The organism is Nocardia sp. NPDC050717, from assembly GCF_040654275.1.
Taxonomy (GTDB): Bacteria; Actinomycetota; Actinomycetes; order Mycobacteriales; family Mycobacteriaceae; genus Nocardia.
In genome coordinates, this window is sequence record NZ_JBFAHR010000003.1 from 220195 (window position 1) to 246057 (window position 25863).

A 25863-nucleotide genomic window follows, 5' to 3' on the forward strand; every position below is an offset into this window, starting at 1 on the left:
GATGAACGAAGCCCAGATCGATCTCGCGCACACCGTCGCGCTCGGATTGATCGACGACGAAGACCATCACGCCATTCAGACCATCATCGACAACGAAGACCCCACCCTCTGTACCGATTTCCGGCGAGAGCTCCGCGGCACCCGCGAGGTTCTCGCCGTGATCGGAGCGAGTACCCCGACCCCGCCGCCCCCCTCCCTGCGCGCGCGCCTGCTGGCCGCGATCGAGGCCGAGGAACCCCCGGTAGCGAGCTAGCCCACCACCACAAAGGCCCCCGAACCGCGTTGCGGTCCAGGGGCCTTCGTCGTGCGGTACGTCAGTGCGCGTGCCCGTGGTGGCCGTGGTCGTCGGCCTCTTCCTCGGGCTTGTCCACGACGGCGCTCTCGGTGGTCAGGATCATCCGCGCGACCGAGGCGGCGTTCACCACGGCGGAGCGGGTCACCTTGACCGGATCGACGACACCGTCGGTGAGCAGGTCACCGTAGGCGAGGGTGGCGGCGTTGAAGCCGTCCTTGCCCTCGGCGACCTTGCTGACGACGACGGCGCCGTCGACGCCCGCGTTGGTGGCGATCCAGAACAGCGGCGCCTCGAGACCCTTGCGGACCACCTCGACGCCGATGCGCTGATCACCGGTCAGCGAGTCGCGCAGCTCGGTCAGCGCGGTCGCGGCCTGCACCAGGGCGGTGCCGCCACCGGGGACGATGCCCTCCTCGACCGCGGCCTTGGCGGCGGCGACCGCGTCGTCGACGCGGTACTTGCGCTCCTTGAGCGCGGTCTCGGTGGCCGCGCCGACGCGGATCACCGCGACGCCACCGGCCAGCTTGGCGAGGCGCTCCTCGAGCTTCTCGCGGTCCCAGTCGGAGTCGGTGGCCTCGATCTCGCGGCGCAGCTGGGCGCCACGGGCGGCCACGTCCTCGGCGCTGCCCGCACCGTCGATGATGACGGTCTCGTCCTTGGTGACCACCACGCGCCGGGCCTGGCCCAGCTGCTCGATGCCTGCCTCGCGCAGGGTGATACCGAGATCGGGGTTGATCACGGTGCCACCGGTGACGACGGCCAGATCGTCGAGGAACGCCTTGCGGCGGTCGCCGAAGAACGGCGCCTTGACCGCGACGGCCTTGATCGTCTTGCGGATGGAGTTGACCACCAGGGTGGACAGCGCCTCGCCCTCGACGTCCTCGGCGATGATCAGCACGGCCTTGCCGGACTCGGCGATCTTCTCGAGCAGCGGCAGCAGGTCGGGCAGCGAGCTGATCTTGTCGCGGTGCAGCAGGACGTAGGTGTCCTCCAGCACGGCCTGCTGGGTCTCGGGGTCGGTCTGGAAGTAGGGCGAGAGGTAGCCCTTGTCGAACTGCACGCCCTCGGTGACGACGAGCTCGGTGTGCGTGCTCGACGACTCCTCGACGGTGACGACGCCGTCCTTGCCGACGGTGGTCAGGGCCTTGCCGACCATCTCGCCGATCTCCTCGTCGCGCGAGGAGACGGTGGCGACCTGGGCGATGGCCTGCTCACCGGAGACCGGGGTGGCCGCGGCGAGCAGCACCTCCGAGACCTTCTCCGAGGCCAGTGCGATGCCCTGGCCGAGCGAGATCGGGTTGGCGCCCGCGGCGACGTTCTTCAGGCCGGCGCGCACGAACGCCTGGGCCAGCACGGTGGCGGTGGTGGTGCCGTCGCCCGCGACGTCGTTGGTCTTGGTGGCGACGCTCTTGACGAGCTGGGCGCCGAGGTTCTCGAAGGGGTCCTCGAGGTCGATGTCACGCGCGATGGTGACACCGTCGTTGGTCACGGTCGGGCCACCGAAGGCCTTGGCCAGCACGACGTGGCGGCCACGGGGACCGAGGGTCACCTTGACGGCGTCGGCGAGCTTGTCGACACCGCGTTCCAGAGCCCGGCGAGCCTTCTCGTCGAACTCGATCTGCTTTGCCATAAGGGATTCAGCTCCTGTGTATGAACGCGTTCCGCCCCGGGTCGGTTGACGACGCCGGGGCGGACTGCGAATGCGGCGTTGGCCTACTTGGTGACGACGGCCAGGATGTCGCGCGCCGACAGGATGAGGTATTCCCCACCCTGGTACTTGATCTCGGTGCCGCCGTACTTGCTGTAGATGACGACGTCGCCTTCCTTGACGTCGACGGGGATGCGGTCACCCTTGTCGGTGATCCGGCCCTCGCCGACGGCGATGACGGTGCCCTCCTGCGGCTTCTCCTTGGCCGTGTCCGGGATGACCAGGCCGGAGGCCGTCGTCGTCTCGGCCTCGTTGGCCTGGACGAGGATCTTGTCCTCGAGCGGCTTGATGTTCACGCTCGCCACGTTGAGCCCTCCACTTTCAGGGAATTCGGTCGTCCGGAACTGTTGTTCCGGACCGGGTTTCGGTCAGCTTGCGACACTGCGCGTCAGCCCCGTCGTCGCGGGTGCCGGGACCCGAAGCCCAGTAGTCGACTGGCACAAGCACAGCTACACAGTGCCGACTAGCACTCTATACGTGAGAGTGCCAGCGCTCAAGGCCGGGTTCTGCCAATGTCGCGATTTCGACACGCCCACACTGGACAGTGATCTTCACATCGCCTGCCACATTCTGTAACGTTCGCATAACAGGCTGTGAAAGGATATGTACAACGTTCCATTCGAGATGGTCGGCATCACAGAACCATCCGCTCGAAGGGAGGTGAACATGCGAACATCCCTCGGCATCTCCGCCGGGAACGAGGTGGTGTGCTCAGCACTGGTCGCCACCGGTCCGGCCGGTGAACAGCACTTCGACTACCGGGTCGTGTCCGCCGACGCGGCACACTCCGATCTCGGCGATCTCGTGTCGTCCTCGATCGAACTGATGACGACCCAGTTACCCGTCTCCCAGAGCGCGGGCCTCGGCGAACCGCTCGGCCGCTACTCGGGCGCGCACCGCAGGGCCGAGGCGAGCCGTTCGCGGCCACCGACCAGCGTCGCCGTCGCCTACCGGAACCGGGAGCAGGCGCAGGCCATCCGCGCGGCCACCACCAGGCACCGTGATCTGCGGCTGGTGCCCGAGGGCACCGCCGCCATGACCTATCTGCGCGACACCGGCCTGCTCGACCGGTATTCCACCGTCGCCGTCATCGACCTCGGCGCGACCGGCCTCACCGTCACCGTCGTCGATTTCGCCGACACCGCGATCCTGCACACCGAGCGCACACCGACGCTGAGCGGCAACGCCATCGACGAACTGATCTATCACCACCTCGTCGACCTGCACTACGCCCGGCGCGGCACCAGGCCCAACCGTGGCACCCTCACCAACCGGGGCAGGGCCGCCAAGGAACACCTCTCAATCGCGCCCGCGGTCACCATCGACCATGTGGCCGGGCAGCCGCTCAAGCTCACCCGCTCCGACTTCGAGGAGCTCATCGGCGGGCTGCTGCGCAACATCGCGCTGTTCGCCGGCTCGGTGTTCACCCGCGCCCCGAAGTATCCGGAGGCCGTCGCCGTGATCGGCGGGTGCGCCAACATCCCCGCTGTCGTCGACACGCTGCAGGCCCGGCTCGACGTGCCCGTGGTCACCGTGCCCGATCCGGAGGCCGTGATCGCCAAGGGCGCCGCACTCGTCGCCGACGCCGCGGCGCCGTCCGCGTTACAGGCCGCCGCCCTCGGTGACTCGCCGAACGGCACGTTCACCAAGGTGGCCGGGACGCTGGCCGGTGCCGTCGTGGTCGTCGGTCTGGTGATCGGCTATGGCGTGCAGGCCATTTCGCCCGACACCCCCGATGTCACCCCGGCCGGCACCAGCAGCACCGTGCGGCAGCCCTCGTTACCCGCCGTCCCGCAGCTGCCGCCCTCGGCCCAGCCCGACCAGCAGAGCAGTGACCGCACCGGCGTCACCGTCGCCCCGCCGACCACGGAGGCCGCGACCACTCCCCCGGCGACACAGCCGTCCACCACGCCTTCGCCCTCGTCGACCACACCGAGCCAGGGCGGGCCGACCCCGACGACGGCACCCACCCTGCGTCCCGATCCGAATCTGCCGGAGATCCCCTACCCGGAATCGCCCCTCGGCCCCCTGAACAGCGGTTCCGCCGGTGGGCAGCAGCAAAGGCGCCCCTCGACGCCCAACACCTACCCCACCCAGACCCCGGCACGCGGCCAGCTGCCGGTGCCGCCGGCGGCGAGCGTACCCACGGGACCCCAACTCCAACTGGCCGACTGACCACGCTCCGGTAGCGTCACGACCATGTGGACAAGTGCGACATCACGCGGCGCGGTGGCCGCCGCTCTCCTCGGCCTCGTCCTCTTCGTCGGGGGCATCATCTACGCGTTGGTCAACCAGTCCGAGCTCGAGGCGCGCTCGACGACCGCCACCACCTGCCTCGAACGTCAGAACCTGGCGATCGGTGGACTGGAGTGCACCACCGGGCCGAAGGACGACCTCAGCACGCAGGCATACGGCAGCAGGGTGCTCATCGGCACCGGGTTCATGGTGTCCGGCGCGGTGCTGCTCGGTGCGGGCGTCGTCGCGGGCAAGCGGCGCTATCAGTGGTCGCAGGGCGCCGCCGGAGCCGGGGCGCCGCCGCAGTTCCTTCCGCCGTCGCGCTAGCCGCGCAGGGCGCTGACCGACACCGGCAAGCCCGGATCGGTGGCCACTGTCAGCTCGGCGGGCTGCGCGCCCGCGGCGATCACGTGCGCGCCCAGTGCCGCGATCATCACCCCGTTGTCCGTGCACAGCCGCGGCTTGGGCACGCGCAGCGTCAATCCGGCGGCGGCGCAGCGCTCTTCGGCGAGCGAACGGATGCGGGAGTTCGCGGTCGCGCCACCACCGAGCACGATCGTGTCGACGCCCTCGTCGGTCGCCGCGCGCACGGCCTTCATGGTGAGCACATCGGCCACCGCCTCCTGGAAGGACGCGGCGATATCCGGAATCGGCAGCTGGTCGGGGCCGATGCCCTGGCGCTGCGCGGCCTCCACATAGCGGGCGACCGCGGTCTTGAGACCGGAGAAGGAGAAGTCGTAGCGGGCGTCGCGTGGGCCGGTCATGCCGCGCGGGAACGCGATCGCGTTCGGATCGCCGTCGGCGGCGGCCGCGTCGAGGAACGGTCCACCGGGGTAGCCGAGGCCGAGCAGCCGGGCGACCTTGTCGAAGGCCTCGCCCGCGGCGTCGTCGACGGTGCTGCCGAGTTCGGTGATCGGCTGCCCGAGGTCGGTGACCCGCAGCAGGTGGGTGTGCCCGCCGGAGACCAGCAGCGCCACCGCGGGCGGCAGCGGTCCGTGTTCGAGCGTGTCCACCGCGACGTGGCCGCCGAGGTGGTTGAGCGCGTAGAACGGCACGTCCCAGGCCGCCGCGTAGGCCTTGGCGGCGGCGACGCCGACCAGCAGGGCACCGGCGAGGCCGGGCCCGATGGTGACGGCGAGCGCGTCGGGCTTGCTGATCCCGGCCGCGGCCAGCGCCCGGCGCATGGCGGGCACGATCGCCTCGAGATGCGCGCGCGAGGCGATCTCGGGGACCACGCCGCCGAAGCGGGCGTGCTGGTCGACGCTGGAGGCCACCTCGTCGGCGAGGAGTTCGAGCGTGCCGTCCTCGTGCCGCGCGACGATGCCGACTCCGGTTTCGTCGCAGGAGCTTTCGATGCCCATGACGATCACGACAGCACCTCGTCCTGCCTGTCGCGCGCGGCCCATTCGTCGGCCGCAGCGGTGAGTTCCGGGCGCCGCATGGTGTAGGCGTCGGCGCCGCTGGGGTGGTAGTAGTTCTTGCGCAGCCCGATGATGTGGAAGCCGTGCTTGGCGTAGAGCGCGATGGCGGGCGCGTTGTCGGTGCGCACCTCGAGGAACACCGGGCCGCCGCGTTCGGCCGCCGTGGCGAGCAGCGCCTCCAGCAGCAGCGTGCCGACACCGCCGCGATGGCATTCCGGATCGACGCCGATGGTGTGCACCTCGGCCTCGGGGTGGGCGGCGTCACCGAGCAGGGCGATGCCCGCGTAGCCGACCATCCGGCCGTCGGCGTCGCGGGCGGTGATGTAGCGGTTGTGCGCGCCGGCCAGCTCGGACCGGAACGACACCGCCTGCCACGGGTCGTCCTCGGGGAACAGCAGCTGCTCGAGCTCGACGCAGCGGTCGATGTCGAGCACCGTCATCGGTGCGATCCGGTATCCGGACACGGCGCTCACGCTCCGGTCCGGTCGAGGGTGCGGAAGCTGTTCTCCACCGCGTCCGGCCTGCGCAGGTACAGCGGGACCAGCGGCTCGGGCGCGGTGCCCGCGAGCAGCGCCGGCGCGGCGACGGTCACCAGACCGGCGGGCGACGGCGTCTCGGCGGGCAGCACCGGCAGATCGAAGTAGTCCACGTGCGCGGCCGATCCGGCGATCGCCACCGCGTCGCCGAGCGGCACCTCGGCGGGTTTGCACACCTCGGGACCGGCGACCCTGGCACCGTGCAGGTAGCGGGCCCAGTAGACCTCGCGCCTGCGCGCGTCGGTGACCACGAGCAGTTCGCCCTGGTCGCGCTGTTCCCCCGCGGCCGCGGCGGCGATGGCGTCGAGACTGCAGACGCCGTGCACCGGCAGGCCGAGCGCGTCACCGAAGGCGGCGGCGGTGGCCATGCCCACCCGGAGGCCGGTGAACGGGCCCGGCCCGATCCCGACGACCAGCGCGTCGAGTTCGTCGCGGCGTACCTCGGCTTCGGCGAGACATTCCAGGATCTGCGGGGTGAGCACTTCGGCGTGGGCGCGGGCGTCGACCTTCACGCGGGCAGCGAGCGTCGCCACGGCGGGCCGGGCGTCCGCATCGGCGGCAGGTGACAGGTGCACCAATCCCGCTGTAACGGCGGGCGTCGCGGTGTCGACTGCTAGTACGAGCATGATTGTCTCAACAATACCGGGTGGTATCCGCGCCCGGCGCGCCACTGTGCCACGGGCACGGCGGGTTATCCGATCCACTCCCAGATGGCCGTGCGCACATCGGATTCCGGCTCCCGGGCGAGTCGCACCCGCAGGTGCCGCTCGGCGAGGTGCTCCACGACACCCTTGCCCCACTCCACGACGACGACCGCGTGATGCAGGTCGGTGTCGAGGTCGAGGGCGTCGAGTTCGTCCAGGTCGCCCGCGAGCCGATACGCGTCGACGTGCACCAGCGGCACGCCCGGCGAACCGTCGGGCCGCTGCCCCGCCCGGTGCGCCCTTGCGATGATGAAGGTCGGCGAGCTGACCCGCCCCTCGACTCCGAGACCGGCGGCGATTCCCCTGGTCAGCGCGGTCTTCCCGGCGCCGAGCGGGCCGTCGAGCACCACCAGGTCGCCCGCGCGCAGGTTGCGTGCCAGTTCCCGGCCGAAGGCCTCGGTGTCCTCGACCGTGGCCAGGACACGCTGTTGTGGCTCAACCACCGATGACCTCCTCCGCGGCGCGCAGGTCGCCGAAGCCGGCGCGGGCGAGCAGCCGCTCCACCGCGTCGAGGGTGCTTTCCGGGTACTGCAGGTGTGGCATGTGCGCGGCCTTCGACATCCGCACCAGTTCGCTGCCCGGCAGCGCGGCGGCCAGCGCGCGGGAGTTGCGGAACGGGATCACCATGTCGTTGGTGCCGCCGAGGATCAGCACCGGCAGCGGGGCGAGCACCGCGAGGGCGGCCGACTCGTCGTGCAGCTCAATCGCTTTGAGGAACTTCTCGATGGTCGCGACCGGGGTGCGATCGATCATCATCGTGGTGAACCGCGACAGCGTCGGGCTCACCGGCCCGTGGAACGAGCTCACGTGCAGGAACGGCGTCACGATCTGCTTGCTCGCGCTGCGGCTCACCTGCACGACGGCGGGCGCGGTGCGCGCCGCGAGCCGGAAGCCGCCGATCGCGGGGTTGCGCAGCAGCTGCGGGAGCCCGGCCGAGGTCACCTCGGCCGCCGTGGTGCAGAACAGCCCGACACCGACCACGCGGGCGGCGAACAGTTCCGGGAACTGGGCGGCGGCGGCCAGCACGGCCATCCCGCCGAGCGAGTGCCCGATCAGCACCACCGGCCCGCTCGGCGCGCACTCGCGCAGCACGGCGGCGACGTCGTGGCCGAGTTGCTGCACCGTGCAGCTCTCGGTGGTCGGGGTGCCGGAGCGGCCGTGCCCGCGCTGGTCGAACAGGACCATCCGGATCCGGTCGCCGTAGCGCGCGGCGAGGTCGCGGCGCTGGAAGTGGAACGACTCCATGCTGTTGCAGAAGCCGTGCACGAACACGATCGTCAGCTCCGCAGCGTCGGTGCCATAGGTGCGGGTGGCCAGCGACACACCGTCGTCGGCGAACACGACGCCGGGCTGGTCCTCGTCGATCAGCGCGAAGTTCTCGTCGCGGTACTCGTCCCGCTCGGCGGGCCACAGCACACGCGCGCCCATCCGGCGCAGCGTGTGGGTCACCGCCAGCGCGCCGAGCACGCCCGCGGTGGCCATGCCGCCGCGCCGGAGCACCTTCGCGCGCTTCATCGGCCGGTCCCCACATACCGGCGGACCGCGCGACCCCGTGGCGAGCACACGATCTCGTAGTCGATGGTGTCGAGCAGCCGGGCCCAGTCGAGCGCGCGGGGATGTCCGGCGCCGCCGCCGAAGAGCACCGCCTTGTCACCGGGGCGCACGCCACCGACATTGTCGCCGAGGTCGACCATGAACTGGTCCATACACACCCGGCCGACGTTACGGTGCCTGGTGCCGCCCAGCCACACCTCGAAACGCCCACTGAGCGAACGGAACACACCGTCGGCGTAGCCCGCGGGGACCAGTGCCACGGTGGTGTCGCGCGGCGCGATCCAGCGGTGCCCGTACGACACGCCCTGCCCGGCGGCGACCGACTTCACCAGGGTGACCTCGGCCTGCAGCGTCATCGCGGGTCGCAGCCCGAACTCGCCCAGCTCGGGGATCGGGGACAGCCCGTAGACGGCGATGCCGGGGCGAACCAGGTCGAAGTGCAGGTCGGGCCGGGTCAGCGTGGCCGCGGAGTTGGCCAGGTGGACCTGCTCGGGTTCCAGGCCGTGTTCCTTGGCCTGCGCGATCGCCTCGACGAACCGCTCGCGCTGCCGGTCCAGCATGGGATGTTCCGGCTCGTCGGCGTGCGCGAGATGGGAGAAGATCGCCCGGAAGCGCACGACCTGCTCGTCGACCAGCGCGCGCAGCGCCCGCAGGACCTGCGGATACTCCTCGACCGAGACCCCGTTGCGGTTCAGGCCGGTGTCGACCTTGAGCGAGACGGTCGCGGTGCTGCCGCTCGTCCTGGCGCCGCGCTCGACCGCCTTCAGCTGCGCGAGCGAGGACACCCCGATCTCGATGTCCGCGGCGATCGCGGCGGCATAGTCGGCGTCGAGGGTGTTGAGCCAGCACAGGATCGGCGCGGTGATCCCGGCGGCGCGCAGGGTCAGCGCCTCGGCGACGGTGGTCACGCCGAGCTCGGCGGCCCCTGCCCCCAGCGCGGCCCGCGCCACCTCGACCGCGCCGTGGTTGTAGCCGTCGGCCTTGACCACCGCCATCACCCCGGCGCCCTGCGCGAACTCCCGCAGCACGCGCACGTTGTGGGCAATGGCATCCAGGTCGATGACGGTTTCCACTTGCGCGTTCACGGCTTAGATCCTGCCAGGACCCGCGCCCTTCCCGGTACCTGGGTCGGCGCGGGTCGCCGCGCGCTCCTGCCGTCGACCTGGGGCCAGTGGATCCGGCGCGCCGCCCAGCGGCATCGAGAGGGCGCCTCGCCGCGCGGATACGCCGGCGTCGGATATCGGTGCGCGCGGAAGCCGCGCGAGCGGTCCTGTACTGGGGCATGGCCGCCGTCCGGACGGCGTGTTGGCCAGGGACGCGATGCCGCCGGGCTTCGCGGCGGCCGAACATTCGCTGCGGTGACTCCCGCGATGGCGCGAGTCGCCGCCCATCAGTCCCCGGCGAGTTCGCGCAGTACCCGGATCGCGGGGCGGATGTGGTCGAGCAGCGGTGACGCCGAGATCGGGGCGGCAGCGGGCTCGCCGTCGTAGGCGGCGAGGTTGGCGGCCAGGGCGTGGACCCGGGCGGCCGCCGCGGCCGACCACGCAGGCGTATGACCCGCCGCCAGCAGCGCCCCGATGATGCCGGACAGCACGTCCCCCGAACCCGCGGTGGCAGCCCACGATCCACGCGCGTCGTTGACCAGCGTCGGCTCCCCCGGCGCGGCGATGATCGTCGCGCGCCCCTTGAGCAGCACGCTCACCTGCCAGTCCTCGGCGAGCGCACGGACGGCGGCGACCCGGTCCGGCCCGGGATAGGCGCCGGTGAGCCGCGCGAACTCCCCGGCATGCGGGGTCAGCACCGTGGCGGCGGTGCGGCCACGGACCAGCGCCGGTTCGGCCGCGAGCAGTGTGAGCCCGTCCGCGTCGACCACCACCGGCAGCTCGGTGCCGAGCACCTCGGCGAGCCGATCGCGGGCCGCCGAGTCGGTGCCTGCGCCCGGCCCGAACACCCAGGCCTGCACGCGACCGGCGTCCGAGACCGTCCGGCTGGCAACCACTTCCGGGAGTTTCGCGAGCACCTCGGCGTCATCGCCCACGTACCGCACCAGTCCCGAGGTCGCCGCGACCGCCGCGCCGGTGCTCAACACGCCGGCTCCGGGATACTTCGCGCTGCCGGCGCACACCCCGACCACGCCCTGGGAGTACTTGTCGTCCGAGGCCCCCGGAACCGGCCACTGCGCGCCGATCGCCGCGGGCTCGAGCTGGGCCAGCTCGGGCTCCGGCAGCTGTAAACCGATCGGCACCAGCACGATTCGCCCGCAGTGCGGCGTCGCCAGCGCGTGCACCGGCTTGTACGCGCCGAACGCCACCGTCACCTCGGCCCGCACGGCGGGTCCGGTCACCGCACCGGTGTCCGGATCGACGCCACTGGGCAGATCCGCCGCGATGATCGGAACATCCACCGCCGTAACGTGGTCCGCGGCTTCGAGCCGCAGCGGCCCGTGGCCGGAGATCCCCACGATCCCGTCGATCACCAGGTCCACCTCGCCCAACCGCTCGACGACCCGTCCGCCGCACTTGCGCAGCGCCGCCAGCCCGTCCCGATGCGCGCGTTCGGGATTCAGCAGCACCGCGGACACCGCCACCCCGCGCCGCGCCAGCATCGACCCGGCCCACAGCGCGTCGCCGCCGTTGTCGCCGGAGCCCACCAGCAGGCCCACCGCCCGGCCGACCACTCCACCGGTCGCCGAACGCAATTCGTCGGCCACCACCGTGGCCAGCCCGTACGCGGCCCGCCGCATCGGCAGTCCCGCGGGCACGCGGGTGAACAGTTCCGCCTCGGCCGCCCGTACCTCGTCGGCGGTGTAGTAGCCGCGCCGATCCGACATCGTCGCCTCCCGGGTCCCCGGCGCGGGCCACGACCGGCCCGCGATCGTTGGCAGACTACGCTCCACACCCATGTCGATGGTTCGTCACCGCGCCGCATCCGCCCGGGTTCTCACCGGATTCGTCGTGGCCGCCACCCTGTTCGCCGCCGGCTGCTCCGGCGACGCGGACAACGCCGCGTCCACCACCACCCGCAAGCCGCGCCCGGTCAGCACCACGACCACGCAGACCGAGCACAAGCCGACCAACCTCACGGTCGAGGTGTCGGACATGAAGTACTCCCCCGCCGACGCCACCATCAAGGTCGGGCAGACCGTCACCTGGAAGTTCTCCGACAAGGCCCCGCACAACGTGCAGGGCATCGGCGACAAGGCGATGGGCATCAACAGCCCCATCATCGACAAGGGCGAATGGTCCTACACCTTCACTCAGCCGGGCACCTACCGCTACCTGTGCAGCCTGCACCCGGACATGCGCGGCACCATCACCGTCGAGTGAGGCTCACTCGACGGTGACCGACTTGGCCAGGTTGCGCGGCTTGTCGACGTCGTAGCCGCGGGCCTGCGCCACCTCGGCGGCGAAGATCTGCAGCGGCACCGTCGACAGCAGCGGCTGGTAGAGGGTCGGGGCCGCCGGGATCTCGATGAGGTCGTCGGCGAACGGGCGCACCGTCTCGTCGCCCTCCTCGGCGATCACGATGGTCCGCGCGCCGCGCGCCTGGATCTCGCGGATGTTGCTGAGCAGCTTCGAGTGCAGCACCGGCCTGCCCTTCGGCGAGGGCATCACCACGATGACCGGCAGGCCCTCCTCGATCAGCGCGATCGGACCGTGCTTGAGCTCACCGGCAGCGAAGCCCTCGGCGTGCATGTACGCCAGTTCCTTGAGCTTGAGCGCGCCCTCGAGCGCCACCGGGTAGCCGACGTGGCGACCGAGGAACAGCACCGTCGGCACGTGCGCCAGCTCGCGCGCGATGGCCCGCACCTGCGAACCGGTCTCGAGCACCCGCCCGATCAGCTTCGGCATGGCCTCGAGCTCGGCGAACTCGCGGGCCACCTCGTCCGGGTACTTCACTCCGCGCGCCTGCGCCAGCGCCAGACCCACCAGGAAGTTCGCCGCCACCTGCGCGAGGAACGCCTTGGTCGAGGCGACCCCGATCTCCGGGCCGGTCCTGGTGTAGATCACCGCGTCGGACTCGCGCGGGATCTGCGCGCCGTTGGTGTTGCAGATCGCGAGCACGCGCGCCTTCTGCTCCTTGGCGTGGCGCACGGCTTCGAGCGTGTCGGCGGTCTCGCCGGACTGCGAGATGGCCACGACCAGCGTCGACCGGTCCAGCACCGGGTCGCGGTAGCGGAACTCGCTGGCGAGCTCGACCTCCACCGGCACCCTGGTCCAGTGCTCGATCGCGTACTTGGCGAGCAGACCCGCGTGGTAGGAGCTGCCGCAGGCCACGACGAAGACCTTGTCGAACTCGCGCAGTTCCTGATCGGCGAGGCGCTGCTCGTCGAGCACGATCCGGCCGCCGTTCTCGTCGACGACGAAATGCCCGATCAGCGTGTCGGCGACCGCGGACGGCTGCTCCTCGATCTCCTTGAGCATGAAGTAGTCGTGACCGCCCTTCTCGGCGGCGGCGAGGTCCCAGTCGATAGTGAACGGCCGGGTGACCACGCCCTCGGTGTTGCCCGCGAAATCGGTGACGGTGTACCCGTCGGCGGTGATCACCACGGCCTGGTTCTGCCCGAGCTCGACCGCCTCACGCGTGTGCTCGATGAACGCGGTGACATCGGAGGCGATGAACATCTCGCCCTGCCCGACCCCCACGACCAGCGGCGTCGACTGCCGCGCCGCGACGATCGTGCCCGGATGATCGGCGTGGGTGAAGACCAGCGTGAACGCGCCCTCCAGCCGCTGCAGCACGGCCAGCGCGCTCGCCGTGAAGTCGCCCGCGGTGGGCCCTTCGGCGTAGGCGCGCGCGACCAGATGCACCGCGACCTCGGTGTCGGTGTCGCTGAGCAGCTCGACCCCGGCGTCCTCGAGCTCGCGGCGCAGCGGCGCGAAGTTCTCGATGATGCCGTTGTGGACGACGGCCAGTTTGCCGCTCGCGTCCCGGTGCGGGTGCGCGTTGCGATCGGTCGGCGCGCCGTGCGTGGCCCACCGCGTGTGCCCCATACCGCTGGTGCCCGCGAACCGGTCGGCCCCGGCCGCGTCCAGCTCAGCCTCCAGATTGGCGAGCTTGCCCGCCTTGCGCTCGATCGCGATCGACCCGTTCCCGTCGAGGATCGCGACCCCCGCCGAGTCGTATCCGCGATACTCCATGCGTCGCAACGCGTCGACGACAACGCCGAGCGCGTCCCGGTACCCGACGTAGCCCACGATTCCGCACATGGTGGTCCAGCCTAGCGATATGGGCTGGATCTCGCCGGGGCGGTGTAGGTGTCCGCGGCGAACCGATCCGATACCCTTCTCTCCGTGTCGGTGTCGGTGAAGTCGCTCCTCAGCACCCTGTCCGTGCGTGGTCCCCACCGGGTGCTGCGCGGAAATCTGGGGATCGCTGGCCAGCCGGGCGTGGTGTACACACCCGAATCCGGGTCGAATCTGCCCGCCGTCGCGTTCGCGCACGGCTGGCTGACCAGCTCGGAGAACTACAAGAGCCTGCTCGAGCATGTCGCGTCCTGGGGTTTCGTCGTCGCCGCGCCCGACACCGAACGCGGCCCGATCCCCTCGCACCTCGACCTCGCCAGTGATCTGCTCACCACGCTCGACCTCGTCAGTAAGGTGCGCCTCGGCGACGGCACCATCAGCGTGCACCCCGATCGCCTCGCCCTGGCCGGCCACGGCATGGGCGCAGGCGCCGCCGTCATCGCGGCCGCCCAGCGCCGCGTCGCCGCCGTCACCGCCCTGTTCCCGGCCCCCACCTCCCCCGCCGCGGAGAACATCGCCGCCGACCTCGACACGCCGGGCCTCATCCTGGCCGGCGAGCTCGACCTCGACTCCACCAACTCCAACGCCCGCGCCCTCGCCACCGCCTGGTCCGGCCCCTCGACCCTGCGCACCATCGACGGCGCCACCAACACCGGCATCATCGAGGGCCGCCGCCTCTTCGCCGCCCTCGGCGCGGGCCGCTACGAACACAAAACCGAGAAGACCACCCGAGCCGTCCTCACCGGCTACCTCCTCCATACCCTCACCGCCGACAAGACCTACGCCCCCTTCACCGACCCCGAATCGGCCATCCCCCACACCACCCTGGTCGATCCCACGGCCCCGGTAGAACAAGCAGCCCCGAAACTCTCCCTCGGCACGGTCGCCAAGCTGATCCGGGGATAGTCACACGGCCCGCGCACGCGTGGACATGACCTGTCCACACGCCGTGGCGCATCACTTCTTCCGCTGCCCTCAGCCACCGAAGCACTTGCGGCCGTAGGTGCGACCGATCGCATGGCTGCCTAGTATGTAGCCCACGCTAGGCGGTGAGGGAAGACGAAGGGGAGGGTCCGGTGGGCGGTCACGTGACGGTCGATCCGACGCAGCTGCGCAAGCTCGGGGGGAATCTGACCAGTTCAGGGGACAAGATCAAGACTCTGAACAAGGACATCAAGGGATGGTCGTTCACCGCCGCGCAGGGAGGGAAGGCCTACGGGGACGAAGGCACGAAATTCGGTGCCGAGATCGTGAACATCGGTGCGTGGCTGACGCATTGGGAGACGGCCGTGACGAAGACGGGGAGCGCGTACACGACCAGCGCGAACACGTACGCGTCGGTGGATGACGCGAACGTCACCAAGATCACCGCTGCTGGGGTGAGTCTCTGATGGCAGGTTGGTCCACGCTGGTTCCTGACGATCCGAACAGCCGTGCCGACGATGAGAGAAATACGGACTGGAAGAAGGACCACACAGTATCCGGGTCCGCCGGAAATGCCGACAAGATTCTCGATGAAGGCGACGACGGACTCGAGTACTTCGAGCATTATCTCCCGCTGTACAAAGACTGCCTGAAAATCCATGGAATCGGGAACAGCGACATCGCCAGCCGAGACTATTATCAGCTATGCGCCTTGTACGACTCCGAACGAGGGCTTGATATCGAAGCCATCGAGCGCATGGCAACAACACTGAAGGGAGCAATTCCTCAGCTCAACACTGAGCTTCGGGTGCAACAGTCCCAACGCGACAACCTCAACCGTGTTTGGCAAGGCGATGCCGGGGAGGCAGCGCTGACAATGCTCAACGAGCAGGTTCGCCGCGCAGAGGAGGACTACGATCACGCGAACATCGCATCCACGGAACTGTTCGAACTTGCCACCGCTCTACGAACCATTGTCGCAGAAAAGGCCTCGGACGTCAGGGGATATTGGCGGCCACGAGGTACCGCAGACTTCAAAGTCGACTTCGCGTCCGAAAATCTCTTCGGCCTCGCCAAGATTAAAGAGGCTGTATACGGCAACAAGGAAGATTCCCCTCTCCACATGAGGTTTCTTCGGGAGTCGTTCGTCCCAGAGTTCGAGGCGACCGTGCTGCATTTCGAACAGGTCTGCAAGGATACTTCTGCAGTGGTCCGCGACGTTTTCCAGCAAGCTACAATCGCCTTGGCGGCACTGAATGCCGCACCGTATCCGATGCCGTCGGACACACCCGCACCGGACACCACGCAGGACGGGAACCCCAGCAAAGGCAACCCCTCCAACGGCGACACCACGAACAACGGTGACACCGGCGCGAACGGCGGCACCCCCGCCACGACAACCGACGATGACACGAAAACCGATACGGCCGGCACGAAGACACCGACCACAACGGACGACACCGACGATGACGACGACACCGACGACAGCTCGTCCACCGATCTGAGCAGCTTGCTGTCGACCGTCTCGAGTGGCCTGTCGACCCTGAGCTCGGTGGTCAGCGAATTGTCGAGCCTCACTTCAGGATCGGGCACGTCGGCCGAATCGATCGCCGAGTCGATCGGCACCGGACTGAGCTCGCTCGGCACCTCCATCACCAGCGGAGTCGAGCAGCTGAGCAGCCTGTTCAACGGAACCGGGAACGCCGAGTTCACCATCGCGGGTACAACGGTCAGCTTGGCGACTGGAGACAACGGCCTCACCCTCACCACGACCGACTCGGCGGGCACGGCGCACGAATACGGCCTCACGCTCAACGAGAACGGCATCCCGGTGATCACCGACTCGGCGGCGACGGCGGAACCGGCGCCCAGCGCACCCGCCGCACCGACCGAGCCCGCCACCGAGGAGCCTGCCGCGGCAGTTCCCGAAACTGCGCCCGTTCAGCCAGGGGCGGGTATACCCGCAGCCAACCCCGGTCAGAACACCGACACAGAGCATTTGGCATCTGTCCCCGAACCGGAGCCGCCCGTCGACACCGGCGCCCAACTGGCCGAGGCAGGTCCGCTGTGAGCTACTCCCCCATCGAAGATCTGGTCGCCGAGCATCTGCGCCGGGTCCGCATGCTGCGGGTCGAGTTCGAGGACGAACGAGCCCGCTTGCAAGCCAAGGGCGATGCCTTCCTGGCAGCGGCGCGGGATGCCGAGCAGCGGGCCGCCGAGCAGGAGGCCCCGCAGCAGGACAACGGCAGGGAAGAGCCGCCGACCGAGCCACACCCGGCCATCGATCTGGATGCTGTGCGCCGCGAGGAACAACAACGCGAAGCGATGGCACACGCGGCCGCCGAGCGCGCCAGGGCAATCGCCGAGGAGCAAGCGACTGGGCAACGCCCCGCCCTCACCACGCAGCAGCAGTGGCCACCCGCCGACAACGCGACCACCCTCCACGAAGACCAACTGCGCGAGGCGCGCGAGGCGATCGCTCGTTCGGCCGCCGCGCGCCGAGCAGCCGAACGCGTCGAGCCCATCGACTACGACGGTTACGACCAAGAGAGCGAATACTTCCGCGGCCGAAACTGGTTCGGCTGAACACCCAGGCGCCCGACCATCGAGACAGACCGAGATCGACACAGACAAGGATCACAGTGGACACCTGGGGGACGTCGGCGACCTTCGCCGGCTACGGGATCGAGCGGGTCCTCGGCCGGGGCGGGATGGGGACGGTGTACCTGGCCAGGCATCCGCGGCTGCCACGCCACGTCGCTCTGAAGATTCTCAACTCGGAACTACTGGGCGACAACGAGATTCGTCAGCGATTCGAACGCGAGGCCGATCTCGTGGCCCGGCTCGATCATCCCAACATCGTCGCCGTGCAGGACCGAGGCCTCGAGGGGAACAACCTCTGGATCGCCATGCAGTATGTCGCGGGTGCCGACGCGGGAACGCAGGGCGTGATGGATCCGGCCAGGGCGGTACGCATCATCGGCGATGTCGCGGCCGCCTTGGATTTCGCCCACGGTCGCGGCATCCTGCACCGGGATGTGAAACCGGCCAACATCCTGCTGTCCAGCCCGGAACCCCAGCAACCCGAACGTGTGCTCCTCGCGGACTTCGGCATCGCACGGCTGCGCGACGAGGTCAACGGCCTCACCCAGACCGGCACGTTCACCGCGACGCTCGCCTACGCCTCGCCGGAACAACTCTCCGGCGGCACTCTCGACCATCGCAGTGATCAATACTCCTTGGCTTGCACGCTTTTCACGCTCCTCACCGGTACGGCTCCGTTCACCGCGACCAACCCGGTCGCGGTCATCGGCGCGCACATGTCCGCACCCGCGCCGCTCCTCTCGGAACGACGGCCCGGCTTGCCACGCGGACTCGACCTGGTGGTCCAGCGGGCAATGGCCAAGAATCCGGATCAGCGATTCCGTTCCTGCACCGAATTCGCGCAGGCAGCGCAGCAAGCACTGCGTGCGAATCTCGTCGCGCCGATGGGTGCTCCGGCTCCCGGGTGGGCGCCGGTGAACGCTCCGGCCGCCGTCGCCCCGCCGGGCCACCATCAGGTGCCCGCCACGCCGATGCGACCACGACCTCCTGCGCCGTCGAGCGGTCGAGTACCCCTGTTGATCGCACTGTGGTGCGCGTTCTTCTCCCTCGTACTCAGCACGCGTGGCATGGACTACTGGTCGATGTTCGTCTCCGAGCAGATCTCCGGCGGCGCGTTGGTGACCTTGATCCTCGGCTCGATATGCCTCGCACCGCAGGTAGGCCGCGTGTTGGACCCGCGGACCGTCTGCGTGACCGCACTGGCGATCTCTCTGATCGGCAGCCCGCTGACACTGGCCATGGGACCCACGTTAATGAAGTCGGCGATCGCCACCGTGACCGTCACGGCCGGCGCGATCGCCATCGGGCAGCTACTGACCATCATCTCCAATTCTTCTCCGAGACGGCCTGATCCGCAGCTGGCGGCTACCCTCGCCGCAGCCCCCATCCTGATGATCGCGGCGATCGCGCTCATCCACCGGCTGCACGGCGGAGGCTGGTGGGACCTCTGGTCGGGAACTCACCCCCTCGAATTCACGGTGCCACCCCTGACACTGCTGGCCCTGATCCTGGCCCTCGCCCGAACCCCGATACCCGCGAAGACCGACACCCCGAGCGCCTGGCTCATCGGCACCGGACTCGCGGCGATCGCCCTCGCCGTCCCGATCATGCACGCCCAAACCGAAAGCGCACTGATCGTGTGGGTGTCGATCTCCCTCGCGATCATCCTCACCACGGCTGTCGTCAGCCGAATGACGCTCAGCCGGCGAACCTAGAGCGCGACAGCTGTAACCTCGCCGAGGGAGCGGAGGTCCTTGAAACATCCTCGGGGAAGCGATGATCCAGGTCGAAGAAGTCTTCCGTTTTCGCACGCGGACCGTCATAGTCGGCCTACGCCGATCGAGGAGGGACGATGAAGAGCAGGCCCGTGACGTCACTGTACGACTTCCAGCTTTCGATGTTGCACGCGATGTGTACCAGCGCTCCGGAACAGAGCAGGGCGCTCTTGGCCGAGGTCGGGGCGACACGAGATGACGCCGCCGCCGCGGAGAAACGGTGGTGGTTCACCGACGCAACGAACAAGTTCACCAGGATCGCTGAGTACCTGGATGCCTGGGGCACACCGGACTCCGAACGGTCGAAGTACCACGGTGGCCGAGAAATACGTTATGCAGGTTGGGATTTGCCTTTCTGGCCGGGTCTACGCTTGGAATGGATGGAGATATCAGGCCACAACGCATTGCTGAGAAACCTCCTGCGTACGCCCGGCTCACCACAACCTGCGGTGGCATCGGTAGCCGACCTCGCGCCTTGGTCATGCACCTGGGCAGAGTTTCACGAAATCACTTTGGGGACCACCGATTTCGTTGACGGCTTCGGTTCCATCGGAGATGTGGCCTCGTTGAAGACACTGGACCCCGAGACCGGCGACGACTGCCTCTACTGGGCGCATTTCGACTGGGGTCTGCTCCAGTCCATCGAACCTCGACCGGCTTGATCCCGCAGCCACCGTGATTCAGGACAGCACAGCGAGCAAGACTATCGCGATGACCCACCCCAGAGCGAGGATGACGCCCATCGTCTCCAAGCGCTGACGCCATACACCCTGCCGCCGCCCTCGACCGGAGGGCGCGGGCGTGGCCGGACGATGTGCCGCCATCGCACTTCCCGATCTCACCGCCGCGACCGGTGGCGTGGCGGCGACCGCCGTCGGGGATGTCCTGCTGCCAGACCATGGCCCCAGGTCGACCAGCGAGGACTGGAATGCCATCGTCACGGCGTCGGCGAACTCCGCGCAGGTCCCGAACCGATCCCCCGGACGCTTGGCCAGAGCTCGCCGCAGCACCGAATCCAGTGCCGCCGGCAAATTGCGGCTGTGCGCCGAGATCGCCGGTGGATCGGCCGACATATGCGCCTGGATCACGGCGACCGGGTTCGTCGCGGCGTACGGCGGAGCTCCCGTCAGCAGGACGAACAAGGTACAAGCGAGGGAATACTGATCGCACCGCGGATCCAGTGGCAGACCTGCCAATTGCTCTGGCGACGCGTAAGCCAGAGTGGCGGTGAAGGTTCCGGTCTGCGTCACCGGATTCTGATCGAACTGCAGCCGCGCGATACCGAAGTCGGCGACCAGGACACGCTCCGGCTGAGCAGTCTCGGTGCGCCCGAGTAGAATGTTCGCTGGCTTGATGTCTCGATGCAGCACCCCATGTCCGTGGGCGAAATCCAGCGCTGCGGCCACCCCGGAGATGATCCGAATCGCCCGTTGCGGCTCGACCCGCCCCTCGGCGCCTGCGTCGGTGCCGTGCACGTACTGCATGGCGATCCACGGCCGCCTGCCCTCCACGCCCCTGTCGAAAATGGTGACGACATTCGGGTGATCGAGGCGCGCGGCGAGGTCGGCCTCGCGTTGGAACCGAGCCCTCGCCTCGGCGTCGCCGAACATGTTCTCGTCCAACAGCTTCAAGGCCACCGAACGTGGCAACCTCGGGTGCTGCGCGAGGTACACGGTGCCCATTCCGCCGCGTCCGAGTATCCGCTCGAGGCGGTAGCCCGCGATAGACCCGCCCGTCACCAAGTCATTCACCAGCTTTTGCCTTTCGCTCCCGGCGGCCACGTGACCAACCGATCTCCTCGACGGTGTATCGGTCAGTCCAGCCAGGTCGAACGACGGTAGTACTCGGATTCCGAGTCGTAGTCCCCATCGGAGGGCGTCACCGTCGAGTGGGCCTCTCTGGCCGCTCGGGCACGCGCCACGGCGGCGCGGATCTCGGCCTGATGCTGCTGTTCGGGCGTCAGGTTCGGGTCCGGCTCGGGTGCCGCGACGAGGGACGTCCGCGGTGTCGGAGACGCGGTCCGCGTGATCGGCGCGGCCACTTCCTCCTGCACCGGCTGCGGCTCAGAGGCTCCGGGCCCGTCATCCCGATCCCGCGCGAGCAGCTCGACGACAGCGTCGAAGCGTCTGCTCGCATTGGCAGCGACCTGCTGTGCGCGAAGGGCGCTCTGGCGATCGATGTCGTCGAGCTCTTCTCTCAGCATGACCGAGCGGCGGTGCGCTTCGGCCGCGATCTGCTCGATCTCCGCCGCGTAGTCCACGGTCGATCATTCTCCCGGCGTCCGGCGCGATGCGCCAACGCTGCCCGGCATCACAGCGGACCTGCCTCGGCCAGCACCGCACCGCTGTCACCTGCGTCGTTCGCCTGATGATCCTCGACAGTCGAAGTGTGTTCACCATCAGTTTCCTGACGGTTCGCCCGCGGCGTCACCGGTACACCACCCGTTTCCGAGCCGGAATCTGGTTCGCCACTGCCGTTCTCGGCGGCGGCGGGCGGAGCGACTGGATCGGGAGTCTCTGGCGCCGCACCGTCGTCCGTGTCAGCGGGACCACCCGAGCCCTGGCCGGTACCGGATTGCGGTGTGCCCGAGCCGAGTACGCCGGCACCGTCGTCCTCGGTCGGCGTGACCGCGTCGGGTGCGCTCGACTCCTGCTCGATCACCGGGATTCCGTTCTCGTCCAACCTCAACCGATACTCGGTGGTCGCGCCGGCGGCGTCGGTGGTGGTCAACGACAGTCCGTTCTCGCCGGCCTGCACGCTGACCTCGACGTCGCCGATCTGGAACGATGCCTCGTGCTCACCGGTGAGCAGACTGCTTGCCTGCTCGGTCAGCTGCTCGACGCCATCGGTGATCGCGGTGCCCACCGATTCCGCCGCCGAGGTCAGCGAATCCCCCAGATCGCCGGTGAGCGCGCTCGACACAGTGGTGCCCAGCTCGCTGAGGGTGGTGGCGAGGTTGCTCAACGCCGTGCTGGTATCCGAATCATCGTCGGTGTCGTCATCATCGGTGTCGTCGTCGGTGTCCTGGGTCGTCGTCTTGACCGGCGACGTGGTGTCCCCGTTCTGGGTACCGGCTGACGTGGTCTGACCGCCGCCAGAGGTGTTCTGACCACCGTTCGAGTTCTGGTTTCCGTTCGAATTCTGATTGCCGTTGGAATTCTGGTTTCCGTTGTCACCGGACTGGTCGCCCTTCGCCGGCTGATCCGCCGGCGCCCCGGCCACTCCGGCGACGGACGGATAGGTTCGTTCTTCGATCGCGTCGGCGGCGGCCTGGATGACGGTGTACTTCGCCTCGATCGAGGTCTGCGTGACGGTGCACTGTTCGGTGAAGATGCCGAGTTTGTCGCTGTACCCCTGCTTGAAGACCTCATCCAGCCACTCCTGGCAGGTGGCCCTGACAGCCTGTTTCCAGTCCTCGGATCGCCGCTCGACGTCGTCGGTTCGATTCTCGATCCCGTGGACCTCGGTCAGCCTGTTCAGCAGCGAATCCAGGATCTCGCCGGACTTGCTGCTGCGGATGATCTGCTGGATATCGATCACCGACATTCCCTCGACGGTGATCAGCGTCTGCTGGCCGCCCACGGCGACCAGGTGACCGGCCGCGATCCTTTCGACGGTCGTCGCCTTGTCCTCGACGATCTTCTGCAGCGCGGGCACCGCATCGGACATCGCGGTCGCGAGCGTCTGTGTCAGATTGCGGTCCTGTTCCGCCAGCCCGACGATCTCGCGCAACCTACCGATACCCGCCTCGGCCGCCTCGCCCTGCCAGCTTGCGCCCAGACCGTCGGCCGCGGCCTGTTGCTCACCTCGCCGCGTGTCAGCGGTGGTGATCATCGCCTTCAAGGCGTCGGCGGAAGCCTGCAATTTCGCGAGGTTCATGCCCCGCTCCTGGTCGTACGCCGCCTGGATCTTCAGCAACGGCCATCCGAGGTCGGTGCCGAACGCCTCCTGGTACAGCGGCAACAACTGCTCGAAGTAGAGCAGCCCTTTCGCCCCGTCATCGAGGATCTGGTCCACGGACTTGGTCATCGCAGCAGCTCCCGCCCTCGTCAGGGATTCACTTCGCGGCGGTCTGGTCGAGGGCCCGCGCCGTGTTCTTGTCCACATCAGTGAACTCGACCGTGGCCTTGCCGATCGCATCGGCGGTCGCCTCGGTGGCGGTGGTCCAGACCTTCAGCCAGGTGACCACCCTGTCGATCCCCTGGGAGATGCGGACGCCCTGGGCCGCATAGGACCGGCCCGCCTCGCTGCCGTTGCCCCCAGCCCAGCCGTTGCTCGCCACATTCTTCGCCGCGGTGCGCACCTCGGACACGGTGGTCTTCAGGCTGTTGACCGAGGTGGTCATCGCGGCCTGATTGACGACGACGCCGCCGGAAACCTGCGTACCCATCCCCCACCTCCACAAGTGACGGCGCCCGGATAGCGCCCTACCTACTTCGACGCACGAACCAGCCCGGCGGTTCCACCACCCGCCGACCGAAAAATCACTCCCCCAGATTTCCCTGATCGGTCCGCCGCCACTCTGACGTCCCGTCGGGATTCCGGTGGTACTCCCAGGCCGCGTAGTCCCCGTCGGACTCGACCACCGTCACGTGGTCGGCGATGCCGTCGTGGTCGTAGTCGGACCAGATGCTGGTGTCGTGGGGGGTGGCGTTGGTGATGGAGTCGACGACGCCGTCGCCGTCGAGGTCCTGGGACGGCTGATGGAGTTCGACGGGGCCGAGGTTGCCCAGTGGGGTGTGGGCGTCGATGTCGGGTAGGCCGAGGCTGTCGCCTGAGGTGACCATGGGACTCCTCCTCGAACACAGGACTCGCGGATGACGGCGCGGCGGAATTACCACCATCTTGTCATCCGCGAGCGGGTGTGGGACGGGGCGGGCCCTTACTTCTTGGGCATCATCAGCCACAGGATCAGGTAGAGCAGGAACTGGGGGCCGGGCAGAAGGCAGGAGACGACGAAGACCAGGCGGACGATGTTGGCGTTCCAGCCGAAGTACTCCGCGATCCCTCCGCAGACGCCGGCGATCCATTTGTCGCTGGTCGAACGGGTGAAGCGGCGGGCGGGGGCAGTCATTGTGTGTTGCCTTCCTGTCGAGCGGTGATGATTCCACTGTGCCGATCGGGAGCCCCGGTCGCATCGGTCGGCAGACCCATTCGCACCCTGATTTCCGCCGGGCCCGATCTCAGGGTCCTACCCCGAGGCGGGCAGACTCTAGGGGGTGAGCACGACATTGCAAGCCACCGGTCTGTCCGCCGGGCACGCCGAGCGGACCCTGTTCGCCGACCTCGACTTCACCCTCGCGCCCGGTGATGTGATCGGGTTGGTCGGGGTGAACGGAGCGGGCAAGTCGACGCTGCTGCGCATGCTCGCCGAGCGGTCGCCCGCCGCGGGCAGCATCACGGTGAGCCCGCCGGACGCGACGGTCGGGTACCTGGCGCAGGAGCCGGAACGGATCGAGGGCGAGACGGTGCTCGAATTCCTGGCCCGCCGAACCGGTGTCGCGCACGCGCAGCGGGTGATGGACGACGCGGCCGAACGGCTCGGCGAGGGCGGTGACGACGACTACTCCCCCGCCCTCGAACACTGGCTCGCCCTCGGCGGCGCCGATCTGGACCAGCGTGCCGAGGAGGTCGCCGCCGATCTCGGGCTCACCGACGGCCTCGCGGGCGGGCTGGCCACGCCGATGACGGGGCTCTCCGGCGGGCAGGCCGCGCGGGCGGGCCTGGCCTCGGTGTTGTTGTCGCGCTTCGACATTCTGCTGCTCGACGAGCCGACCAACGACCTCGACCTCGACGGTCTGGACCGGCTGGAACGCTTCGTGACCGGCGTGCGGGTGCCGCTGATGGTGATCAGTCACGACCGGGAGTTCCTGGCGCGCACCGTGAATCGGGTGCTGGAGCTGGATCTGGCGCAGCAGCAGGTCGGCCTCTACGACGGTGGCTACGAGGCGTATCTGGCCGAACGCGAGATCGCGCGCAGGCACGCCCGCGAGGCCTACGACGAATTCGCCGACACCAAGGCCGGTTTGGAAGCGCGGGCGCAGATGCAGCGCAACTGGCTCGAACACGGCGTGCGCAATGCCCGCCGCAAGGGCAAGAACGACTCGGACAAGATGGGCCGCAAGACCCGCGCCGAGTCGACCGAGAAGCAGGCGGCCAAGGCCAGGCAGACGCAGCGGCGCATCGAACGGCTCGACGTGGTGGAGGAGCCGCGCAAGGAGTGGGAGCTGCGGATGGAGATCGCCACCGCGCCACGCAGCGGCGCGGTCGTCGCCACCGCCGTGCAGGCCGTCGTGCGCAGGGGCGAGTTCACGCTCGGCCCGATCACCACCCAGATCGACTGGGCCGATCGCATCGTCCTCACCGGCGCCAACGGCTCCGGCAAGTCCACCCTGCTCGGGCTGCTGCTCGGCAAGATCAGCCCCGATTCCGGTTCCGCCGCACTGGGTTCCGGTGTCGAGATCGGCGAGGTCGACCAGGCGCGCGGCCTGTTCCGTGGCACCGACAGCCTCGCGCACACCTTCGGCGCGGCCATGCCGGACTGGCCCGATGCCGATGTCCGCACCCTGCTGGCCAAGTTCGGGCTGCGCGGCCCGCATGTCACCCGCGCGTGCGACACGCTCTCCCCCGGCGAACGCACGCGGGCGGCGCTGGCGCTGTTGCAGGCACGCGGAGTGAACCTGCTCGTGCTGGACGAACCGACCAACCACCTCGACCTGCCCGCCATCGAACAGCTCGAGCAGGCTGTCGAATCCTTCACCGGCACCTTGATTCTGGTGACACACGACCGCCGGATGCTGGATTCTGTGCGGGCGACCCGGCGTTGGCACATGGCCGACGGCACGCTCACCGAGAAATAGG

General features: G+C 68.9%; 27 protein-coding genes. 11 read left to right on the plus strand and 16 right to left on the minus strand.

What is annotated here, in order from left to right:
* The first annotated feature begins 1 nt into the window (after nt 1).
* Entirely contained in the window at nt 2-253 is a 252-nt protein-coding gene (locus AB0H56_RS09450) for a hypothetical protein (RefSeq protein WP_357159675.1), read from the plus strand.
* 61 nt (nt 254-314) lie between these two features.
* On the opposite strand, the gene groL is transcribed toward AB0H56_RS09450, so the two are convergent.
* Nucleotides 315-1925 carry a chaperonin GroEL gene (groL, locus tag AB0H56_RS09455; protein WP_357159678.1) on the minus strand — a complete coding sequence of 537 codons (1611 nt, stop codon included), beginning with the start codon at nt 1923-1925 and terminating at the stop codon, nt 315-317.
* 83 nt (nt 1926-2008) lie between these two features.
* Nucleotides 2009-2308: a co-chaperone GroES gene (groES, locus tag AB0H56_RS09460; protein WP_110037083.1), complete on the minus strand. Its 300-nt coding sequence runs from the start codon at nt 2306-2308 to the stop codon at nt 2009-2011.
* 361 nt (nt 2309-2669) lie between these two features.
* Here groES and AB0H56_RS09465 point away from each other — a divergent pair, with 361 nt between their 5' ends.
* Both AB0H56_RS09465 and AB0H56_RS09470 read left to right on the plus strand, forming a co-directional pair.
* Complete coding sequence (locus AB0H56_RS09465; RefSeq protein WP_357159681.1) at nt 2670-4178, plus strand: Hsp70 family protein; 1509 nt, start codon at nt 2670-2672, stop codon at nt 4176-4178.
* A gap of 24 nt (nt 4179-4202) precedes the next feature.
* Nucleotides 4203-4565, plus strand: coding sequence for a hypothetical protein (locus tag AB0H56_RS09470; RefSeq protein WP_357159684.1), 363 nt, complete (start codon nt 4203-4205; stop codon nt 4563-4565).
* Here AB0H56_RS09470 and tsaD read toward each other — a convergent pair.
* The 7 genes from tsaD to AB0H56_RS09505 form a co-directional block, all read right to left on the minus strand.
* On the minus strand, nt 4562-5608 hold the full coding sequence (gene tsaD / locus AB0H56_RS09475; RefSeq protein WP_357159687.1) for a tRNA (adenosine(37)-N6)-threonylcarbamoyltransferase complex transferase subunit TsaD: 1047 nt from the start codon (nt 5606-5608) through the stop codon (nt 4562-4564). The genes AB0H56_RS09470 and tsaD overlap by 4 nt on opposite strands.
* Nucleotides 5605-6099, minus strand: coding sequence for a ribosomal protein S18-alanine N-acetyltransferase (rimI, locus tag AB0H56_RS09480; RefSeq protein WP_357160263.1), 495 nt, complete (start codon nt 6097-6099; stop codon nt 5605-5607). Before rimI ends, tsaD begins: the two co-directional genes overlap by 4 nt.
* A 29-nt stretch (nt 6100-6128) precedes the next feature.
* The gene (gene tsaB, locus AB0H56_RS09485; protein ID WP_357159690.1) at nt 6129-6821 is read right to left on the minus strand and encodes a tRNA (adenosine(37)-N6)-threonylcarbamoyltransferase complex dimerization subunit type 1 TsaB; all 693 of its coding nucleotides are present in this window, start codon (nt 6819-6821) and stop codon (nt 6129-6131) included.
* A 65-nt stretch (nt 6822-6886) separates the two neighbouring features.
* On the minus strand, nt 6887-7342 hold the full coding sequence (tsaE, locus tag AB0H56_RS09490) for a tRNA (adenosine(37)-N6)-threonylcarbamoyltransferase complex ATPase subunit type 1 TsaE (RefSeq protein WP_232996737.1): 456 nt from the start codon (nt 7340-7342) through the stop codon (nt 6887-6889).
* Nucleotides 7335-8414: an alpha/beta hydrolase gene (locus tag AB0H56_RS09495; protein WP_357159694.1), complete on the minus strand. Its 1080-nt coding sequence runs from the start codon at nt 8412-8414 to the stop codon at nt 7335-7337. Before AB0H56_RS09495 ends, tsaE begins: the two co-directional genes overlap by 8 nt.
* Nucleotides 8411-9538 (minus strand): alanine racemase, encoded by a 1128-nt coding sequence (gene alr / locus AB0H56_RS09500; RefSeq protein WP_357159697.1) that lies wholly within the window; start codon nt 9536-9538, stop codon nt 8411-8413. The genes AB0H56_RS09495 and alr overlap by 4 nt, the downstream gene beginning before the upstream one ends.
* A gap of 305 nt (nt 9539-9843) precedes the next feature.
* Complete coding sequence (locus AB0H56_RS09505) at nt 9844-11283, minus strand: NAD(P)H-hydrate dehydratase (protein ID WP_357159700.1); 1440 nt, start codon at nt 11281-11283, stop codon at nt 9844-9846.
* A gap of 70 nt (nt 11284-11353) precedes the next feature.
* On the opposite strand from AB0H56_RS09505, the gene AB0H56_RS09510 reads away from it, so the two are divergent.
* Nucleotides 11354-11779, plus strand: a complete 426-nt coding sequence (locus AB0H56_RS09510) for a plastocyanin/azurin family copper-binding protein (protein ID WP_357159703.1) — start codon at nt 11354-11356, stop codon at nt 11777-11779.
* Between the two features lie 3 nt (nt 11780-11782).
* Here AB0H56_RS09510 and glmS read toward each other — a convergent pair whose 3' ends face one another.
* Complete coding sequence (gene glmS, locus AB0H56_RS09515; protein WP_357159706.1) at nt 11783-13663, minus strand: glutamine--fructose-6-phosphate transaminase (isomerizing); 1881 nt, start codon at nt 13661-13663, stop codon at nt 11783-11785.
* An 84-nt stretch (nt 13664-13747) separates the two neighbouring features.
* Here glmS and AB0H56_RS09520 point away from each other — a divergent pair, with 84 nt between their 5' ends.
* The 6 genes from AB0H56_RS09520 to AB0H56_RS09545 all read left to right on the plus strand — a co-directional run bounded on the left by AB0H56_RS09520 (nt 13748) and on the right by AB0H56_RS09545 (nt 19664).
* Nucleotides 13748-14605, plus strand: coding sequence for a dienelactone hydrolase family protein (locus AB0H56_RS09520; RefSeq protein WP_357159709.1), 858 nt, complete (start codon nt 13748-13750; stop codon nt 14603-14605).
* 170 nt (nt 14606-14775) lie between these two features.
* Nucleotides 14776-15090: a hypothetical protein gene (locus AB0H56_RS09525; protein WP_357159712.1), complete on the plus strand. Its 315-nt coding sequence runs from the start codon at nt 14776-14778 to the stop codon at nt 15088-15090.
* Nucleotides 15090-16694, plus strand: a complete 1605-nt coding sequence (locus AB0H56_RS09530) for a hypothetical protein (protein WP_357159715.1) — start codon at nt 15090-15092, stop codon at nt 16692-16694. Before AB0H56_RS09525 ends, AB0H56_RS09530 begins: the two co-directional genes overlap by 1 nt.
* On the plus strand, nt 16691-17209 hold the full coding sequence (locus AB0H56_RS09535) for a hypothetical protein (protein WP_357159717.1): 519 nt from the start codon (nt 16691-16693) through the stop codon (nt 17207-17209). The genes AB0H56_RS09530 and AB0H56_RS09535 overlap by 4 nt, the downstream gene beginning before the upstream one ends.
* Before the next feature lie 56 nt (nt 17210-17265).
* On the plus strand, nt 17266-18942 hold the full coding sequence (locus tag AB0H56_RS09540; RefSeq protein ID WP_357159720.1) for a serine/threonine-protein kinase: 1677 nt from the start codon (nt 17266-17268) through the stop codon (nt 18940-18942).
* A 137-nt stretch (nt 18943-19079) separates the two neighbouring features.
* Complete coding sequence (locus AB0H56_RS09545; protein WP_357159723.1) at nt 19080-19664, plus strand: hypothetical protein; 585 nt, start codon at nt 19080-19082, stop codon at nt 19662-19664.
* An 18-nt stretch (nt 19665-19682) separates the two neighbouring features.
* Here AB0H56_RS09545 and AB0H56_RS09550 read toward each other — a convergent pair whose 3' ends face one another.
* The 6 genes from AB0H56_RS09550 to AB0H56_RS09575 form a co-directional block, all read right to left on the minus strand.
* A complete protein-coding gene (locus tag AB0H56_RS09550) occupies nt 19683-20753 on the minus strand; it encodes a serine/threonine-protein kinase (RefSeq protein ID WP_357159726.1) in 1071 nt (356 codons plus the stop codon).
* A gap of 62 nt (nt 20754-20815) precedes the next feature.
* Nucleotides 20816-21262 carry a hypothetical protein gene (locus tag AB0H56_RS09555; protein ID WP_357159729.1) on the minus strand — a complete coding sequence of 149 codons (447 nt, stop codon included), beginning with the start codon at nt 21260-21262 and terminating at the stop codon, nt 20816-20818.
* Nucleotides 21263-21312: 50 nt separating this feature from the next.
* Entirely contained in the window at nt 21313-23019 is a 1707-nt protein-coding gene (locus AB0H56_RS09560; protein WP_357159732.1) for a hypothetical protein, read from the minus strand.
* Nucleotides 23020-23059: 40 nt separating this feature from the next.
* Nucleotides 23060-23392 carry a hypothetical protein gene (locus tag AB0H56_RS09565; RefSeq protein ID WP_357159735.1) on the minus strand — a complete coding sequence of 111 codons (333 nt, stop codon included), beginning with the start codon at nt 23390-23392 and terminating at the stop codon, nt 23060-23062.
* Nucleotides 23393-23486: 94 nt separating this feature from the next.
* The gene (locus AB0H56_RS09570; RefSeq protein WP_232996725.1) at nt 23487-23789 is read right to left on the minus strand and encodes a DUF6802 family protein; all 303 of its coding nucleotides are present in this window, start codon (nt 23787-23789) and stop codon (nt 23487-23489) included.
* A 95-nt stretch (nt 23790-23884) separates the two neighbouring features.
* A complete protein-coding gene (locus tag AB0H56_RS09575) occupies nt 23885-24076 on the minus strand; it encodes a PspC domain-containing protein (protein WP_357159738.1) in 192 nt (63 codons plus the stop codon).
* Between the two features lie 145 nt (nt 24077-24221).
* On the opposite strand from AB0H56_RS09575, the gene AB0H56_RS09580 reads away from it, so the two are divergent.
* A complete protein-coding gene (locus AB0H56_RS09580; RefSeq protein WP_357159741.1) occupies nt 24222-25862 on the plus strand; it encodes an ABC-F family ATP-binding cassette domain-containing protein in 1641 nt (546 codons plus the stop codon).
* Nucleotide 25863 lies beyond the last annotated feature (1 nt).